Annotated in this window: 15 protein-coding genes and 1 pseudogene; 15 read left to right on the top strand and 1 reads right to left on the bottom strand. The window is 72.7% G+C overall.

Annotated features, from left to right (window positions below):
• The 5 genes and pseudogenes from pheT (at position 1) to IF12_RS24205 (ending at position 5951) form a co-directional block, all read left to right on the top strand.
• Positions 1-2466 carry a phenylalanine--tRNA ligase subunit beta gene (gene pheT / locus IF12_RS0113930; protein ID WP_030159250.1) on the top strand — a complete coding sequence of 822 codons (2466 nt, stop codon included), beginning with the start codon at positions 1-3 and terminating at the stop codon, positions 2464-2466.
• 338 nt (positions 2467-2804) lie between these two features.
• A complete protein-coding gene (locus tag IF12_RS0113935; protein ID WP_030159252.1) occupies positions 2805-4214 on the top strand; it encodes a penicillin-binding transpeptidase domain-containing protein in 1410 nt (469 codons plus the stop codon).
• 23 nt (positions 4215-4237) lie between these two features.
• A pseudogene (locus IF12_RS27245) lies at positions 4238-4780 on the top strand (phosphatase PAP2 family protein); the annotation flags it as partial.
• Between the two features lie 184 nt (positions 4781-4964).
• A complete protein-coding gene (locus IF12_RS0113945) occupies positions 4965-5384 on the top strand; it encodes a DUF4190 domain-containing protein (protein WP_051704380.1) in 420 nt (139 codons plus the stop codon).
• Positions 5385-5471: 87 nt separating this feature from the next.
• Positions 5472-5951: a DUF4190 domain-containing protein gene (locus IF12_RS24205; RefSeq protein ID WP_051704381.1), complete on the top strand. Its 480-nt coding sequence runs from the start codon at positions 5472-5474 to the stop codon at positions 5949-5951.
• Here the strand turns inward: IF12_RS24205 and IF12_RS25020 are convergent.
• Positions 5935-6351: a YrdB family protein gene (locus tag IF12_RS25020; RefSeq protein WP_197034719.1), complete on the bottom strand. Its 417-nt coding sequence runs from the start codon at positions 6349-6351 to the stop codon at positions 5935-5937. The genes IF12_RS24205 and IF12_RS25020 overlap by 17 nt on opposite strands.
• A 115-nt stretch (positions 6352-6466) precedes the next feature.
• On the opposite strand from IF12_RS25020, the gene IF12_RS0113960 reads away from it, so the two are divergent.
• From IF12_RS0113960 to argH, 10 genes are all read left to right on the top strand, one after another.
• On the top strand, positions 6467-7630 hold the full coding sequence (locus IF12_RS0113960; protein ID WP_030159266.1) for a sensor histidine kinase: 1164 nt from the start codon (positions 6467-6469) through the stop codon (positions 7628-7630).
• A 22-nt stretch (positions 7631-7652) separates the two neighbouring features.
• The gene (locus tag IF12_RS0113965) at positions 7653-8309 is read left to right on the top strand and encodes a response regulator transcription factor (protein WP_030159268.1); all 657 of its coding nucleotides are present in this window, start codon (positions 7653-7655) and stop codon (positions 8307-8309) included.
• A gap of 90 nt (positions 8310-8399) precedes the next feature.
• A complete protein-coding gene (gene argC / locus IF12_RS0113970) occupies positions 8400-9413 on the top strand; it encodes an N-acetyl-gamma-glutamyl-phosphate reductase (RefSeq protein WP_030159269.1) in 1014 nt (337 codons plus the stop codon).
• Positions 9410-10564 carry a bifunctional glutamate N-acetyltransferase/amino-acid acetyltransferase ArgJ gene (gene argJ / locus IF12_RS0113975; RefSeq protein ID WP_030159270.1) on the top strand — a complete coding sequence of 385 codons (1155 nt, stop codon included), beginning with the start codon at positions 9410-9412 and terminating at the stop codon, positions 10562-10564. Before argC ends, argJ begins: the two co-directional genes overlap by 4 nt.
• On the top strand, positions 10561-11475 hold the full coding sequence (gene argB / locus IF12_RS0113980) for an acetylglutamate kinase (RefSeq protein WP_030159271.1): 915 nt from the start codon (positions 10561-10563) through the stop codon (positions 11473-11475). Before argJ ends, argB begins: the two co-directional genes overlap by 4 nt.
• The gene (locus IF12_RS0113985) at positions 11472-12674 is read left to right on the top strand and encodes an acetylornithine transaminase (RefSeq protein WP_030159273.1); all 1203 of its coding nucleotides are present in this window, start codon (positions 11472-11474) and stop codon (positions 12672-12674) included. The genes argB and IF12_RS0113985 overlap by 4 nt, the downstream gene beginning before the upstream one ends.
• Positions 12671-13594: an ornithine carbamoyltransferase gene (argF, locus tag IF12_RS0113990; RefSeq protein WP_030159276.1), complete on the top strand. Its 924-nt coding sequence runs from the start codon at positions 12671-12673 to the stop codon at positions 13592-13594. Before IF12_RS0113985 ends, argF begins: the two co-directional genes overlap by 4 nt.
• Positions 13591-14142, top strand: a complete 552-nt coding sequence (locus tag IF12_RS0113995; RefSeq protein WP_035749089.1) for an arginine repressor — start codon at positions 13591-13593, stop codon at positions 14140-14142. Before argF ends, IF12_RS0113995 begins: the two co-directional genes overlap by 4 nt.
• Positions 14139-15347, top strand: a complete 1209-nt coding sequence (locus IF12_RS0114000) for an argininosuccinate synthase (protein ID WP_030159280.1) — start codon at positions 14139-14141, stop codon at positions 15345-15347. The genes IF12_RS0113995 and IF12_RS0114000 overlap by 4 nt, the downstream gene beginning before the upstream one ends.
• On the top strand, positions 15344-16744 hold the full coding sequence (argH, locus tag IF12_RS0114005; protein ID WP_030159282.1) for an argininosuccinate lyase: 1401 nt from the start codon (positions 15344-15346) through the stop codon (positions 16742-16744). Before IF12_RS0114000 ends, argH begins: the two co-directional genes overlap by 4 nt.
• The last annotated feature ends 28 nt before the right edge of the window (positions 16745-16772 follow it).

A 16772-nucleotide genomic window follows, 5' to 3' on the forward strand; every position in this document is an offset into this window, starting at 1 on the left:
ATGAGGATTCCCGTCTCCTGGCTCGCCGAGTACGCCGACCTGCCCGCCGACCTGACCACCGAGGCGCTCGACGCCGCGCTGGTCGAGGCCGGCCTCGAGGTCGAGGAGGTGGACGACCTGCGCGGTCGCGTCACCGGCCCGCTCGTGGTGGGCCGGGTCGCCTCGATCGAGGAGCTGACCGAGTTCAAGAAGCCGATCCGCCACTGCTGGGTCGAGGTCGGCGAGGCCGAGCCGCGCTCGATCATCTGCGGCGCGCGGAACTTCGCTGAGGGCGACCTCGTCGTGGTCGCGCTGCCGGGCGCCGAGCTGCCCGGCGGCTTCAAGATCGGCTCGCGCAAGACCTACGGGCGCCTGTCGGACGGCATGATCTGCTCCGAGCGCGAACTGGGCGTCTCCGACGAGCACGCCGGCATCATCGTCCTGCCCGAGGGCACCGTGGGCGAGGACGCCCGGCCGGTGGTGGGCCTGGACGACGTGGTGTTCGAGTTGGCGATCACCCCGGACATGGGCTACTGCTTCTCGGTGCGCGGCATCGCCCGCGAGGTGGCCCACCGCCTCGGCGTGGCCTTCAAAGACCCGGCCGCGAAGACGGTCGAGCCGGCCGCCACCGGCGAGCCGCCGTTCCCGCTCGCGGTGGAGACCGACGGCTGCACCCGCTTCACGCTGCGCGCCGTGCGCGGCGTGGACGCGAACGCCGAGGCCCCCGAGTGGATGGCCAAGCGGCTCGTCCAGGCCGGGATGCGCCCGCTGGGCCTGGCCGTGGACGTCACGAACTACCTCATGCTCGAACTGGGGCACCCGCTGCACGCCTTCGACCTCGACGCGCTGCGAGAGGGCCTGGTCGTGCGCCGGGCGAAGGCGGGGGAGAAGCTCAAGACCCTCGACGACGTGGAGCGCGCCCTCGACCCCGAGGACATGGTCATCTGCGACGCGACCGGCCCGCTCTCGCTCGCCGGCGTCATGGGCGGCCAGACCTCCGAGGTCGGGCCGGCCACGCGCGACGTGCTCATCGAAGCGGCGCACTGGGACCCGGTGTCGATCGCGCGCACCTCGCGGCGGCACAGGCTCACCTCCGAGGCCTCCAAGCGCTACGAGCGCGGCGCGGACGCGGCGCTGTCGCTGCTCGCCGCCCAGCGCGCGGCCGACCTGCTCGTGGAGTACGGCGGCGGGACGCTCGTGGACGAGGTCGCCGACGTGGACCGCCGCAAGCCGATCGCGCCGATCACGCTCCCGGTGGACCTGCCGTCGAAGACCATCGGCGTCGACTACGACCGGGCCCTGGTCATCGAGATGCTCGAAGCCGCCGGTTGCGCCGTCGAGGGCGACGAGATCCTCACGGTGACGCCCGCGCCCTGGCGCCCCGACCTGACCGACCCGGTGGACCTGGTCGAGGAGGTGGCCCGCCTCCACGGCTACGGCCACATCCCCTCCAGCATCCCGCGCGCGATCGCCGGGACCGGCCTGACCTCCTCGCAGCGGCGCCGCCGCCGCGTCGCGCGCGCCTTGGCGGACAACGGCTTCGTGGAGACCTACACGTTCCCGTTCGTCTCGCGCGAGCGCGCCGACGAACTCGGTCTGGACGAGAAGGACCCGCAGCGCGAGGCCGTCGCGGTGCTCAACCCGCTCGACGACGCCGCGCCGCTGCTGCGGACCACGGTGCTCGCGAGCCTCGTGAACGCCGTCAGGACCAACCTGGCGCGCGGCGCGCGCGACCTCGCGGTCTTCGAGGAGGGCCTGGTCTTCCAGCCCGCCGACGGCTGGACCGAGCTCGACGTCGTGGACCTTCCCGTCTCGAAGCGCCCCGAGGACGAGGCGATCGCGGCCGCGGTCCTGCGCCTGCCGGTGCAGCCGCGGCACGTGGCCGCGGTGCTGTGCGGCCAGGCCGTGCCCGCCGGCGTGGACACGGCCGGTCGCGCCGTGGACTGGGCCGACGCGGTCGAGGCCGCCGAGGTCGTCGCCGCCGCGTCCGGTGTGGAACTCGAAGTCGCCCAAGGCGAAGCCGCGCCGTGGCACCCCGGCCGCTGCGCCGAGCTGCGGGTCGGCGGCGTCCCGGTCGGCTACGCCGGCGAGCTGCACCCGGAGGTCTGCGAGCGCCTCGGCCTGCCGCGGCGCACCGCCGCGATGGAGCTGGACCTGTCCGCGCTGCCGTTGCAGGACCTCGCCCCCGCGCCGGTGGTCTCGCACTTCCCGGCCACGCTCATCGACGTCGCCGTCGTGGTGGCCGAGCCGGTCCCGGCCGGTGAAGTCGAGGCGGCCCTGCGCGAGGGCGCGGGCGACCTGCTCGACTCGCTGCGGCTGTTCGACGTCTACCGGGACGCGAAGCTCGGCGAGGACCGCAAGTCCCTCGCGTTCAAGCTGGAGCTGCGCGCCGCGGACCGGACCCTCACCAACGAGGAGGGTGTGGCCGTGCGCGACGCGGCCGTGGCCGTGGCCGCCGACCGCTTCGGCGCGGCGATCCGCGAATAGGCGCTCGAAGTCCCCGCGGCGCGGCACCACAGCGGTGGTGCCGCGCCGCCGTGCTTCCGTGACTTGTCCGTGTCACATGGGTTTAGGCAGTAGGGCCGGAGCCGGGGCTTGTCGTATGGTCCGCACCTTTTAAGGTACGTACTGTGAAATACGGGAACCCCTCTCACGTTGGCAGGCGTCGGGGGCGGACCGGACCCGAAGGCGGCCGACCGGGCGGTCACAGGGCCGGCCGCGGCCCCGCCTACAGCGGACGGCGGCGCGCGACCCCGTCGGCCGTCTTCGCGCTGCCCTTCCACGACGCCCTCCCCGGGAGACTGCGCGACCTGCGGTTCAATCGGTTGCACCTGTCGGTCGCGGGCGCGGTGGGCCTCGTGGTCGCCGTCGGCGTCTCGATGGTCCTCGGCAACCTCCCCGAGACCCTCCCCGCCGACGAGTCGGCCGAGGACGCCGCGCTCCTGTACGCCGACGGCCAGGCGCTCCCGGCCGACTTCGCCGACCGCCACCCGAGCCTCGTCGCGACCGTCCACGCCGAACTCCAGGCCCGCTACGGCCTGAGCGCCGAGGACCTCTACGACGCGCAGACCCGCCCCGAGGGCCTGCGCGTGGTCCTCACCCTCGACCGGGCGCTCCAGGACGCCGCCGAGGAGACCTCCGGCGAGGCCGGGGTCGTCGCCGTCGAACCGGGCACCGGCGCGGTCCTGTGCTACTACGGCGCCGAGGAGGCCGCCGGCGCCGACCTCATCGGCGCCGAGTCGCCGCACCCGCCGTCCTCGGTGTTCGACATGGTCACCGCCGCGACCGCGCTCGAAGCCGGCGCCTCCATCGAGTCGTGGTGGCGCGACGGCGCCGAGGACGTCACCCTCGCCGCGGCGGTGCGCGAGTCCAGGCCCGACGCCATGGACGCCGTCGCCGCCGAATACGGGGTCGAAGCCGTGCTCGACACCGCCGAAGGCATGGGCCTCAACGCCATCGCCGACCACGACGGCACCGTCCGCGACCTCGCCGAGGGCGACTACGAGGGCCTGGACGCCGCCGGCTTCGGCGTCTACCCCGTCAGCGTCCTCGACATGGCCGGGGTCTACGCGACCATCGCCGCGGGCGGCGTCCACGCCGAGACCCACTTCGTCGACCGCGTCCTCGACGGCGACGACCGCGCGGTCGAACCCGTCCAGGGCATCCGCACCGACCAGGCCGTCGCCGCGACCACCGCCCAGGACCTCCAGTTCATCGGGCTCGGCCGGAGCGAGGCCATCGCCGACCGCGACTTCTTCGCCGTCGCCGCCGACTACCACGGCACGACCACGCAGTCCTGGTTCGTCGGCGCCATCCCGCAGCTGAGCGTCGCCGCCTGGGCCAACGGCGCCGCGGCCGCCGACGGCGGAGGCATACCGCTGTGGCGCAACGTCATCGACACCGCCATCGCCGTGAACGGCTACGAGGCGCAGCAACTGCCAGGGGCCTCGGGCGCCGGCGACGACCTCACCGACGGCATCGTCGACGACGAGGGCCGGATCGACCCCGACAGCCCGTACTGCCAGGCCAACCCCGACGACGAGGCCTGCGCCGCCTCGCCCTCGGAGTCCCCGAGCGAATCCGACTCGCCCACGCCCGAGGCGACGAGTGCCGAGCCCGAGCCGGACCCCGAACCCGATCCGGAGCCGACCAGCGCCGAACCCGAACCGGATCCGCCCACCACCGAGCCCGAACCCGAACCGACCACGCCGGGCTGCGGCTGGCCCTGGTGCTGAACCGGACCGCTACGATCACCGCCATGACCCCGAACGCCTTCCCGCGCTCCCGCCTCCTCCTGGCGCTCGCGATCGCGATCCCGCTGGGGGTGCTCGGCGACGCGATCTGGGTCCGCGCGGCTCCGGCCGGCCCGCCCTGGCAGGGCCTCGACGACCGGTGGAACGACCTCGTCGGCGGCCCCGACTCGGGACTCGCCTGGCAGATCGCCTCCGCCTTCGACCGGTTCGGCGGCAAGGCCGGCCTGGTCGTCATCGTCGCCGGGATCCTCGCGCTGCTGCTGTCGCGCCGCTGGCGCTCGGCGGTCTACGCCTGCGCCGCGATCGCGTCGGCCTCGCTCGTGGTCGACCTGTTCAAGACCGTCGCCGAGCGCCCCCGCCCGGCCGACATCATGGTCGCGACCGCCTCGTCGGCGTTCCCGTCCGGCCACAGCGCCCGGATGGCCGCGTTCGTGGTCGTCGTCGCCGTCGTGGCGGTCCCGGCCCGGCGCCTGCGGTACTGGTGGCCGGTCGCGGCGGCGCTGACGCTCGCGATGATGCTCGCCAGGAACTGGCAGCACGCCCACTGGCTCACCGACACGATCTGCGGGGCCGCGACCGGCTGGGCCGTCGCGACGTTCCTGTGGTGGGCCTGCGTGCCGCTGCTGGAACGCGAGCGCTCCATGCGCGGGAACGCGGGGACCGCGGTGACCGGTGGGGCGGGCGACGACCGCTTAAGCTGGTGTGGCCCGAGCCGTCCGAGAGGTGCCAGCGATGTCCACGCCCGATCCCTACTTCCAAGAGCCGCAACCGCAGCAGCCGCCTCCGCCGTACGCGCCCTACCCGCCGTACGCGTACCCGCCGCCGCGCCCGACGAACGGGCTCGCGATCGCCGCTCTGGTCATGGGGTGCGTCGGGGCGTGCAACCCGATCTCGATCCTCGCGCTCATCTTCGGGATGATCGCCAAGCGCCAGATCCGCGAGCGCGGCGAGCAGGGCGAGGGCATGGCGACCGCCGGGATCGTGCTCGGCTGGATCGGCGTGGCCGCGACCGTGTTCTGGATCCTGTACTTCATCGCCGTCGTGGGCCTCTTCGCCACGGCCGTCAACGAGATCGACAAGACCGACTGGCCCACGAGCGACCCCACCTGGACGATCGACGCGGTGAACGCGCTGGTCGCCGCCGCCTTCTGATCCACAGCCCCGTCACGGCACCGGCCGCGCCCGGGCCGGGCGTCTACACTCGAGCGACTGCCCCTTCCTCCCACCCGAGGTGCCCCGATGCCGTCCGACCCGGCCTTCCAAGACCGCACTGCCCAAGACAACGCCTTCCAGGATGACGCCCTCGAAGACCGCACCGAAGGTCCCGCGTCCCCGGACGCGGCCTCGGAGCCGCCGGAATTCGAGCCCTATCCGCCGTCGTTCGCGCTCCTCGACGCCCCGCGTCTGCCGCTCAACCCGCTCGCCGTCGCGGCGACCGTCACCGGTGCGCTGGGGCTGTTCGCGCCGTTCGCGATCCTCGGCATCGTCTTCGGCGGGATCGCGAGGGGGCAGATCCAGCGGCGCGGCGAGCGGGGCGCGGGCCTCGCAGTGACCGGGATCGTGCTCGGCTGCATCGGGCTGGTCGCTTCCGCGGTCCTCGCGCTGTACGTCGTTTTCTGGCTCGGCGCCACCGTGCTGCTGCGCCTCTCGGACGTCGAGTCGCGTCAGGTCCTGGACGCGTTCGGCCTGGTGGCGACCGCCTTCAGCGCCGCCTTCTGACGTAGGTCACCGCCGCGGTGTTCACCGCTGCGAGTATCGCGAACGCGAGCGCCGCCGCCGCGAAGCCCAGGCCCCACAGGGCCAGCGCCCCGGAACCGAACGCGACCGCCTTGACCGCCGCGACGCCGAGCGTCGGCAGCTTCACGCGCGCCTTCGGAGCGGCGAACAGGCCCCACGCCGTCACCAGGGCCCCGACCGCGCCGACCGCGATGAGCAGCCGGGCCCAGAAGGCGAGGTCGAGACTGAGCGCCCACCACCCGACGAAGGCGAGCATCGCGAGTTCGAGGGCGAACGCCACGAGCGCGTTGCCCATCACGAAAGTGCGGAGGATTCCGGAATACCGGTCCCATTCGGGCCGGTCAGGGGTGCCGTCCGCTGAGGGAAGCTTCGGTTCGTACACCGGAACATGATGGACCTCGGTCGCAGGGGCGGTCGCGGCGGGTGCGACCAAAGTCGGAGGCCGGTTCCCCAACCGGACCGAGGCCGCGGGGCCGCGGCCATGATGGGATGGGCAGATGACCGGCCCGCCCAACCTGCTGCGCCGCATCCGGCGCGGCGACCTCATCGCCGCCGTCGTCCTGCTCGCGGCCGGATCGGTCCTGACCGGCCTGGGCAGCTACGAGCGGCTGATCGACGACGTGCCGACGCAGGTGCGGTTCATCCCGCTGGTGCTCGTCTGCCTCGGCGTGGTCATCCGCCGCGCGTCCCCCGGCTGGGCCCTCGTGATCGGCTCGATCGGCTTCGGCACCGAGCTGGTCATCGGCATCGCCCTGGCGACCGTCTGCATCTACACCGACAACCTCTACGCCTTCGCGCGCTACGGCCCGCGCACGAGGATCCGCGTCCTGGCCCCGATCCTGGCGCTGGTGATCCTCGGCTTCGGGGCCTTGAGCATCATGGACGGCAAGGACGTGGGCGGCGTGGTGAGCACCGCCGCGCTCGGGGCGGTCATCCTGCTGTCGCCGATCGGCACCGGCATCATCGTGCGCCAGGCCCACGACCGGGCGAGCCTGGAGGCCGAGCGGGCCGAGCAGACCGCGCGCCTGGCCGACGCGCGCCGGCGCGAGGCGGTGCTGCGCGAGCGCACGAGCATGGCCCGGGAGCTGCACGACACCGTCGCGAACTACCTCTCGGCGATCGCCCTCCAGTCCACGGCGCTCCAGGCCCGCCGGGACCTGGACCCGGAGACGCTGCGCACCTCGGTGGCGGCGATCCGCGCCAGCAGCGTCGAGGGCCTGGCCGAACTGCGGCGCATCATCGGCCTGCTGCGGGCCGGGGACGAGGGCGAGGAGCTGGCGTCCTTCCGGCTCGACCAGGTGCCCGGCCTCGTCGAGCGGATGCGCGCGGTCGGCCTCAAAGTGGACTTCGCCGTGGAGGGGCCCGAGCGCGAGGTCCCCGGCGAGGTCGAGTTGAGCGCCTACCGGGTGGTGCAGGAGTCGCTCACCAACGCCCTCAAGTACGGTGCGGACGCGGCCGTCGCCATCGCCTACGAGCCCGAGCGGCTGACGGTCACGGTGGAGAACGCGGTGCACGCCGGGGCCGACCCGGTGCCCGGCGGGGGAGCGGGGCTGATCGGCATGACCGAGCGCGTGCGCCTCCTCGGCGGCGCGGTGCGCGCCGGTCCCGTCGGCGACCGGTGGCGGGTCCGCGCCGAGATCCCCACCGGAGGCGTCCTGTGACCGAGACGAGGAGAGCGAGCCGATGACCAGGGTCCTGCTGGCCGACGACCACGCCGCGGTGCGCGCGGGTCTGCGGATGCTGCTGGAGAGCGCCAACGGCGAGGGCGCCGAGGACATCGTGGTGGTCGGCGAGGCCGCCGACGGCGTCGAAGCGGTCGCGCTCGCGAGGGAACTGCGCCCGGACGTGGTCGTCATGGACATCCGGATGCCCCGCAAGGACGGCATCGCCGCCGCGGCCGAGCTGCGCGGCGTCGCCGACGTCCTGGTCCTGACCAGCTACAGCGACGACGCCAACGTCTTCGACGCCCTGCGCGCCGGCGCCAGCGGGTTCCTCCTCAAGGACGCCGACGCCGCGACGCTCGTGGAGGCGGTGCGGACCGTCGCGCGCGGGGACGGCCTCATCTCCCCGGCCGTCACCCGGGGCCTCATCGCCGAGTTCGGCCGCTCGCGCCCCGCCTACGCGCCCATCAGTGTCGACGACGCGGGCCTGGCGGGCCTGACCCCGCGCGAGCGGGAGGTCCTCGCGCTCATCGGCGAGGGCCTGTCGAACGCCGACATCGGGGCCGCGCTCGGCATGGCCGAGGCCACCGTCAAGTCCCATGTGACGCGCGTCCTGGCGAAACTCGGCCTCTCCAGCCGCGTCCAGGCGGCGATCTTCGCCCGCGAACAGGGACGATAGGACACGTCCCACACCGCGGAATCTCGCTTTCGCGCCTTCGTTGAATGCTGATACAGTTCTGTGCATAGTCATTCAACCCGGAGGTTTCCAGTGACGTACCAGGTCGCCGTGGCGGGTGCCAGCGGTTACGCGGGGGGCGAGGTGCTGCGGCTGCTCGCCGACCACCCGCAGCTCGACGTCGTCGCCGCGGGCGCGCACAGCAACGCCGGTGAATACATCACCGCAGTCCACCCCCACCTCACCTCGTACGGCTCACGACGATTCACCCCGACCTCCCCGGAGGCCTTCGCGGGCGCCGACCTGGTCATCATGACCCTCCCGCACGGCCAGTCCGCCGCCCTCGCCGCGCAGCTCCCCGCCGACCAGAAGATCGTCGACCTCGGCGCCGACCACCGGCTCGAGGACGCCGCCGCCTGGGAGGCCTACTACCCCGGCCCCCACGCCGGGACCTGGACCTACGGCCTGCCCGAACTGCCCGGCCAGCGCGAGGCCGTCGCCGCCGCGACCCGGGTCGCCGCGACCGGCTGCTACGCCGTCGCCGCCATCCTCGGCCTGCGCCCGCTCCTGGACGCCGGGATCGCCGCGGCCGACGACGTCGTGGTCGTGGCCGCCTCCGGCACCTCCGGCGCGGGCAACGCCCCGAAGAAGCACCTGCTCGCCACCGAGATCATGGGCTCGATGAGCGCGTACAAGGTCGGCGCCCACCAGCACGTCCCCGAGGTCAAGCAGGCCTCCGGGGCGACCTCGCTCTCGATGACCCCGCTGTTGGCGCCCATGCCGCGCGGCATCATCGCGACCGTCACCGCCAAGCCGACCGCCGACGCGACCGCCGCCGACGTGCGCGCCGCGCTCGCGAAGGCCTACGACGGCGAGCCGTTCGTGCAGGTCCTGCGGGAGGGCCAGTGGCCCGCGACCGCCTCGACCTACGGCACCAACGTGGCCCTGCTCCAGGGCACGGTGGACAAGGACTCCGGCCGGATCGTCGTCACCTCCGCGATCGACAACCTCGGCAAGGGCGCGGCCGGTCAGGTCGTCCAGTGCGCGAACCTCATGCTCGGCCTGCCCGAGACCGCCGGACTCACCGTGAACGGAGTGGCACCGTGAGCGTCACGACCCCCAAGGGCTTCAAGGCCTCCGGTGTCACCGCCGGGCTCAAGGCCTCCGGTAAGCCCGATGTCGCCTTGGTCGTCAACGAGGGCCCGCTCCAGGTCGCCGCGGGCCGCTTCACCGGCAACCGCGTCAAGGCCGCCCCGGTCAAGTGGTCCCAGCAGGTCATCACCTACGGCCGGCTCAAGGCCGTGGTGCTCAACTCCGGCGGCGCCAACGCCTGCACCGGCCCCGAGGGCTTCCAGGACACGCACGCCACCGCCGAGAAGACCGCCGCGCTCCTCGGCTGCGGCGCCGCCGAGATCGCGGTCTGCTCCACCGGCCTCATCGGCGAGCGCCTCCCCATGGACAAGCTCCTTCCCGGCGTGGAGGCCGCGGCCGCGGCCCTCGCCGAGGACGGCGGCGAGGCCGCCGCGACCGCGATCATGACCACCGACACCGTCGCGAAGAACGCGGCCGTCGCCAGTCCGGCCGGGTGGACCGTGGGCGGCATCGCCAAGGGCGCGGGGATGCTCGCCCCCGGGCTCGCCACGATGCTCGTGGTCCTCACCACCGACGCCGTGGTCGACGCCGACCTCGCGAATGCCGCGATCGGCACCGCCTGCCGGTACTCCTTCGACCGGCTCGACTCCGACGGCTCGATGTCCACCAACGACACCGTGCTCCTGCTCGCCTCCGGCGCCTCCGGCGTCGAGGCCGAGGCGGACGAGTTCATCACCGCGCTCACCGACCTGTGCAAGGACCTCGCGAAGCAGCTCCTGACCGACGCCGAGGGCTCCACCAAGGACATCGCGATCACCGTGGCCGGGGCCGAGACCGAGGACGACGCGGTCGAGGTCGCCCGCTGCGTGGCCCGCGACAGCCTCGTCAAGACCGCGATGTTCGGCGGCGACCCGAACTGGGGCCGCATCCTCGCGGCCGTCGGCGTCTCCAAGTCGCCCTTCGACGCCGACGAGGTCGACGTCGCCGTCAACGGCGTCCAGATCTGCAAGGCCGGCGCCGCCGGCAAGCCGCGCGACCTCGTCGACCTGGCGGGCCGCGACGTGCGGATCGACATCGACCTCCACAACGGAGCGGCCTCGGCCACCGTCTGGACCAACGACCTGTCCCACGACTACGTCCACGAGAATTCGGCGTACAGCACATGAGCTTTGCAGACAACGGCCTCGAAGACCTCGCGCCGCACCTGAAGTCCGCGCTCGGCAAGGCGGAGACCCTCATCGAGGCCCTCCCATGGCTCCAGCGCTTCACCGGCTCCATCGTGGTGGTCAAGTACGGCGGCAACGCCATGATCAACCCCGAGCTCCAGGCCGCGTTCGCCGCCGACATGGTGTTCCTCCACTACGTCGGCATCAAGCCCGTGGTCGTCCACGGCGGCGGCCCGCAGATCTCCTCCATGCTCGCACGGCTCGACATCGCCTCGGAGTTCAAAGGCGGCCTGCGCGTGACCACCCCCGAGGCCGCCGACGTGGTCCGCATGGTCCTGGTCGGCCAGGTCGGGCGCGAACTGGTGGGCCTGATCAACAACCACGGGCCGTTCGCCGTCGGCATGTCCGGCGAGGACGCCCAGCTGTTCACCGCCAAGCGCCGCTGGGCCGATGTGGACGGCGAGCAGGTCGACGTCGGCCGCGTCGGCGACGTGGCCTCGGTCAACACCGCCGCGGTCGACGACCTCATCGACGCCGGGCGCATCCCCGTGGTCTCCACGGTGGCGCTCGACCACGACGGCATCCTCTACAACCTCAACGCCGACACCGCCGCCGCCGCCCTGGCCGAGGCCCTCGGCGCGCAGAAGCTCATCGTCCTCACCGACGTCGAAGGGCTCTACGAGGACTGGCCGGACAAGAACTCCCTGCTGCGCCAGATCAGCACCGACCGGCTCGCCGGCCTGCTGCCCTCGCTCCAGTCGGGCATGGTCCCGAAGATGGAGGCCTGCCTGCGGGCGGTCAAGGGCGGGGTCCCCCAGGCGCACGTCATCGACGGGCGCGTCCCCCATTCGACCCTGCTGGAGATCTTCACCTCCGACGGCGTCGGCACCATGGTCGTGGAGGCGAAATGACCTATTCGGAGCAGATCAAGGCCCGGTACGCCGCGTCCCTCATGGGCAACTACGGCCTGCCGCCGGTGGCCCTGCGCGAAGGCGAGGGCCGCACCGTCACCGACGTGGACGGCAACGCCTACCTCGACATGATCGGCGGCATCGCCGTCTCCAGCCTCGGGCACGACCACCCGGCGCTGGTCGAGGCCGTCAGCGTCCAGGCCGCCCGGCTCGCCCACACCTCGAACCTCTTCCTGCACGAGAAGGAGGTCGAACTCGCCGAGAAGCTCCTCGACCTGTGGGGCAACCCCGGCAAGGTCTTCCTGTGCAACTCCGGGACCGAGGCGAACGAGGCCGCGCTCAAGCTCGCGATCCTCCACGGCAACGCCACCGGCAAGAGCCGGATCGTCGCCACCGAGAACGGCTTCCACGGCCGCTCGCTCGGGGCCCTATCGATCACCGGGAAGGCCGCGATCCGCGAGCCGTTCGAGCCGCTCGGGCGCGAGGTCGTGTTCGTGCCCTACGGCGACCTCGACGCCCTCAAGGCCGCCGTGGACGGCACGGTCGCCGCGGTCTTCCTCGAACCGACCCAAGGGGAGACGGGCATCGTCCCCGCCCCCGCCGGGTACCTCGCGGGCGCGCGGGCGCTCACCGCCGAGCACGACGCGCTCCTGGTCCTCGACGAGATCCAGTCCGGGTTCGGGCGCACCGGCGCCTGGTTCGCCCACCACGCCGAAGGGATCGTCCCCGACGTCGTGACCCTCGCCAAGGGCCTGGGCGGCGGCGTCCCGATCGGCGCCGTCCTCGCGACCGACGCGACCGCCGCCCTGTTCGCCAAGGGCGTCCACGGCTCCACCTTCGGCGGCAACCCGATCGCGTGCGCCGCCTCCCTCGCCGTGATCGATACGATCGAACGCGAGCACCTCTTCGCGAACGTCCTCGCCCTCGGCGAGCACCTCGACGCCCGGCTCCTCGCCGACCCTCGCGTCACCGAGATCCGCGGTCAGGCCCTGTGGCGCGGCATCGGCCTGTCCGAACCGGTCGCCGGCGAGGCCGTCGCGCACCTCATCGGACTCGGCGTGCTCGCCAACGCGCCCCGCCCCGACACCGTCCGCATCGCCCCGCCGCTGACCATCACCCGGGCCGAACTCGACGCGTTCTGCGACAAGCTCCTCGAAGCCCTCGACGAGGTCCTGCCACTGCCCGGAGGCCGACCGTGACCCTCAAGCACTTCCTCAAAGACGACGACCTCACCACCGCCCAGCAGGCCGAGGTCCTCGAACTCGCCGCGCAGATGAAGGCCCACCGCTACGCCTACCGTGCCCTCGCCGGCCCCCAGTCCGTCGCGGTGATCTTCGAGAAGCCCTCCACCCGGACCCGGCTGTCCTTCGACATCGGCATCGCCGAACTCGGCGGCCACTCCGTCGTCATCGACTCCCAGTCCACGCAGCTCGGCCGCGGCGAGACCCTCGCCGACACCGCCCGGGTCCTCTCGCGCTACGTCTCCGCGATCGTCATCCGCACCTTCGGGGACGAGCGGATCGCCGAACTCGCCGAGCACGCCACCGTCCCGGTCGTCAACGCGCTCACCGACGGCTGGCACCCCTGCCAGCTCCTCGCCGACCTCCAGACCGTCGCCGAGCACAAGCCGCTCAAGGGCACGAGCATCGCCTACATCGGCGACGCCGCGTTCAACATGGGCAACTCCACCGTCATCGCCGCCTCCCTCGCCGGGATGCACGTGCGCATCGGCGCCCCCGAGGACTACCAGCCCGCCGCCGCGGTCCTGGAGCGCGCCGCCGCGATCAACGCCGAGACCGGCGGATCGGTCACCGTCACCACCGACCCGGTCGCCGCCGTCGAGGGCGCCGACGTCGTCTCGACCGACGCGTGGGTCTCGATGGGCATGGCCGACAGCGCGAAGCGCTTCGGCGACCTCCACCGCTACCAGCTCAACGACGACCTGCTGAGCCACGCCGCCGAGGACGCGATCGTGCTCCACTGCCTCCCGGCCCACCGCGGCGAGGAGATCACCGACGAGGTCATCGACGGCCCCCGCTCGCGCGTGTTCTGCCAGGCCGAGAACCGGCTCCACGCCCAGAAGGCCCTCCTCGCCCGGCTCCTCCAGGAGGCCTCGTGAATCAGCCCACCACGAAAGCCGCCCGGCAGGCCCGGATCGTCGAGCACATCTCGGCCGGCGCCGTCCGCTCCCAGACCGAACTGGCGAACCTCCTCGCCGCCGACGGCATCGAGGCCACCCAGGCGACCCTCTCGCGCGACCTCGAGGAACTCGGCGCCGTCAAGGTCCGCGGCACCGACGGCGGCGGCGCGGTCTACTCGATCTTCGCCGAGGGCGAGCGGCCCCTGCGCGACGCCGAGGACGCCCCCGACCGCCTCCAGCGGCTCCTGCGCGAACTCCTCGTCGGCGCCGACCACTCCGCGAACATGGCCGTCCTGCGCGTCCCGCCCGGCGCGGCCCAGTACCTCGCCAGCGCCGTCGACCGCTCCGGCCTCGCCGACGTCATCGGGACGATCGCCGGGGACGACACCATCGCCGTGATCGCGCGCGACGGCGTCACCGGCGCCCAAGTCGCCGAGCAGATGCTTCATTGGGCCGGCAAAGCGCCCGACCCTTACACCACCACCCAGTCGGTGCCCGTCAAACCAGCCAAGGAGAACCAGCAATGACCGAGAAAGTAGTGCTCGCCTACTCCGGCGGCCTCGACACGTCCGTCGCGATCCCGTACCTCGCCGAGCAGCTCGACGCCGAGGTCATCGCCGTGGCCATCGACGTCGGCCAGGGCGGCGAGGACATGGACGCCATCAAGGAGCGGGCCCTGGGCTGCGGCGCCGTCGCCGCAGAGGTGGTCGACGCGCGCGAGGAGTTCGCCGCCGACTACTGCTTCCCGGCCGTGTACGCCAACGCGCTCTACATGGACCGCTACCCGCTGGTCTCGGCCCTGTCGCGGCCGCTCATCGTCAAGCACCTCGTGGCCGCCGCCGAGCAGCACGGGGCGACGATCGTCTCCCACGGCTGCACCGGCAAGGGCAACGACCAGGTCCGGTTCGAGGCCGGCCTCGCCGCCCTCGCCCCGCATCTGAAGGTGGTCGCCCCCGCCCGCGACTTCGCCTGGACCCGCGACAAGGCCATCGCGTTCGCCGAGGAGAAGAGCCTCCCGATCGACGTGACCAAGAAGTCCCCGTACTCGATCGACCAGAACCTGTTCGGCCGGGCCGTCGAGACCGGCTTCCTGGAGGACATCTGGAACGGCCCCATCGAGGACATCTACGCGTACACGCAGAACCCCGCCGAGCCCCGCGAGGCCGACGAGGTCGTCATCTCCTTCGTGTCCGGCCGCCCGGTCGCCCTCGACGGCGTCGAGAAGTCCGCGTTCGAACTCATCCACGAGCTCAACCGGCGCGCCGGCGCCCAGGGCGTGGGCCGCATCGACATGGTCGAGGACCGGCTCGTCGGCATCAAGTCCCGCGAGGTCTACGAGTCCCCGGCCGGCATCGCCCTGATCGCCGCCCACATGGAGCTCGAGAACGTCACCATCGAACGCGAGCAGGCCCGGTTCAAGCGCACCGTCGACCAGCGGTGGGGCGAACTGGTCTACGACGGCCTGTGGTTCTCCCCGCTCAAGGACAGCCTCGAGGCGTTCATCGAGGACGTCCAGACCCACGTGACCGGCGAGATCCGGCTCAACCTCCACGCGGGCAAGGCCACCGTCACCGGCCGCCGCTCCGAGGCCAGCCTCTACGACTTCGACCTCGCCACCTACGACGAGGGCGACACGTTCGACCAGTCGAACGCGCGCGGCTTCGTCGACCTGTGGAGCCTGCCGTCCAAGCTCGCCGCCGCCCGGAACGAGCGGGTCAAGGCCGCCGAATGACGAAACTGTGGGGGGGCCGCTTCTCGGGCGGCCCCGCCGCCGCCCTCGAAGCCCTGAACGCCTCGATCGGCTTCGACTGGCGGCTGGCACCGTACGACCTCAAAGCCTCCAAGGCGCACGCGCGCGTCCTCCACCGCGCCGGACTGCTCACCGAGTCCGAACTGGAGCGGATGATCGCGGCGCTCGACGCGCTCGGCGAGGACGTCGCCTCCGGGGCCTTCACCGGCACCGTCGCCGACGAGGACGTGCACACCGCGCTCGAAAGGGGCCTGGTCGAACGCCTCGGCGACCTCGGCGGGAAGCTCCGCGCCGGCCGCAGCCGCAACGACCAGATCGCCACGGACCTGCGCCTGTACTGCCGCGACCACGCCCGGGGCCTCGCCGCGGACGTGACCGCGCTGGTGAGCGCCCTCGCCGAGCAGGCCGCCGCCGTCGTGGACGCGCCCGCGCCGGGCATGACGCACCTCCAGCACGCGCAGCCGATCACCTTGGGCCACCAGTTGCTCGCCCACGCCCAAGGGTTCCTGCGCGACCTCGACCGCCTGAGGGACTGGGACGCCCGCGCGGCCGTCTCGCCGCTCGGCTCGGGGGCCCTGTCGGGCTCCTCGCTGCCGCTCGACCCGGTCGCCGTGGCCGAGGAGCTCGGTTTCGACCGGCCGGTGGCGAACTCGCTCGACGGCGTCTCCGACCGCGACTTCGCCGCCGAGCTACTGTTCATCTGCTCCATGATCGGCGTCCACCTCTCCCGCCTGGGCGAGGAGGTCATCCTCTGGTCGAGCCACGAGTTCGGCTGGGTGACGCTCGACGACGCGTTCTCCACCGGCTCGTCGATCATGCCGCAGAAGAAGAACCCGGACGTGGCCGAACTCGCCCGCGGCAAGGCCGGGCGCCTGGTCGGCAACCTCACGAGCCTGTTGGTGACGCTCAAGGGCCTGCCGTTCACCTACAACAAGGACCTCCAGGAGGACAAGGAGCCGGTCTTCGACTCCCTGGACAACCTGGCGCTGCTGCTCCCGGCCGTGACCGGCATGGTCGCGACCATGGCGTTCAACACCGAGGTCCCGCGGGAGTCGGCCCCGAGGGGCTTCAGCCTCGCGACCGAGATCGCCGACTGGCTGGTGCGCAAGGGCATCCCGTTCCGCTCGGCGCACGAGATCGCCGGGGCCTGCGTGTCCCACTGCGAATCGCGCGGCATCGAGCTGCACGAGATCGCCGACGCCGACCTGGCGGGCCTCTCCGAGCACCTGGACCCGTCCGTGAAGGCCGTGCTCGATGTGGACGGGGCGCTGGCGGGGCGGACCACGCCGGGCTCGACGGGCCCGAAGGCCGTGGCCGACCAGCTCGCGAGCGTGCGCGACGAGGTCGCGTCCTGGAACGAGTGGGCCTCGCCCGAGTAGTCGACGACGCAGAGGGGCCCGCGCGACG

This window comes from Glycomyces sp. NRRL B-16210, assembly GCF_000719515.1.
In the GTDB taxonomy this organism is placed as follows: domain Bacteria; phylum Actinomycetota; class Actinomycetes; order Mycobacteriales; family Micromonosporaceae; genus Glycomyces.

What these genes read in the sequence shown, in the direction of transcription:
- argH (WP_030159282.1), top strand. Translation starts at nt 15,344, where the DNA reads ATGACGAAACTGTGGGGGGGCCGCTTCTCGGGCGGCCCCGCCGCCGCC.
- IF12_RS0114000 (WP_030159280.1), top strand. Translation starts at nt 14,139, where the DNA reads ATGACCGAGAAAGTAGTGCTCGCCTACTCCGGCGGCCTCGACACGTCC.
- IF12_RS24205 (WP_051704381.1), top strand. Translation starts at nt 5,472, where the DNA reads ATGCCGTCCGACCCGGCCTTCCAAGACCGCACTGCCCAAGACAACGCC.
- argB (WP_030159271.1), top strand. Translation starts at nt 10,561, where the DNA reads ATGAGCTTTGCAGACAACGGCCTCGAAGACCTCGCGCCGCACCTGAAG.
- IF12_RS0113960 (WP_030159266.1), top strand. Translation starts at nt 6,467, where the DNA reads ATGACCGGCCCGCCCAACCTGCTGCGCCGCATCCGGCGCGGCGACCTC.
- IF12_RS0113965 (WP_030159268.1), top strand. Translation starts at nt 7,653, where the DNA reads ATGACCAGGGTCCTGCTGGCCGACGACCACGCCGCGGTGCGCGCGGGT.
- IF12_RS0113985 (WP_030159273.1), top strand. Translation starts at nt 11,472, where the DNA reads ATGACCTATTCGGAGCAGATCAAGGCCCGGTACGCCGCGTCCCTCATG.
- pheT (WP_030159250.1), top strand. Translation starts at nt 1, where the DNA reads ATGAGGATTCCCGTCTCCTGGCTCGCCGAGTACGCCGACCTGCCCGCC.
- IF12_RS0113945 (WP_051704380.1), top strand. Translation starts at nt 4,965, where the DNA reads ATGTCCACGCCCGATCCCTACTTCCAAGAGCCGCAACCGCAGCAGCCG.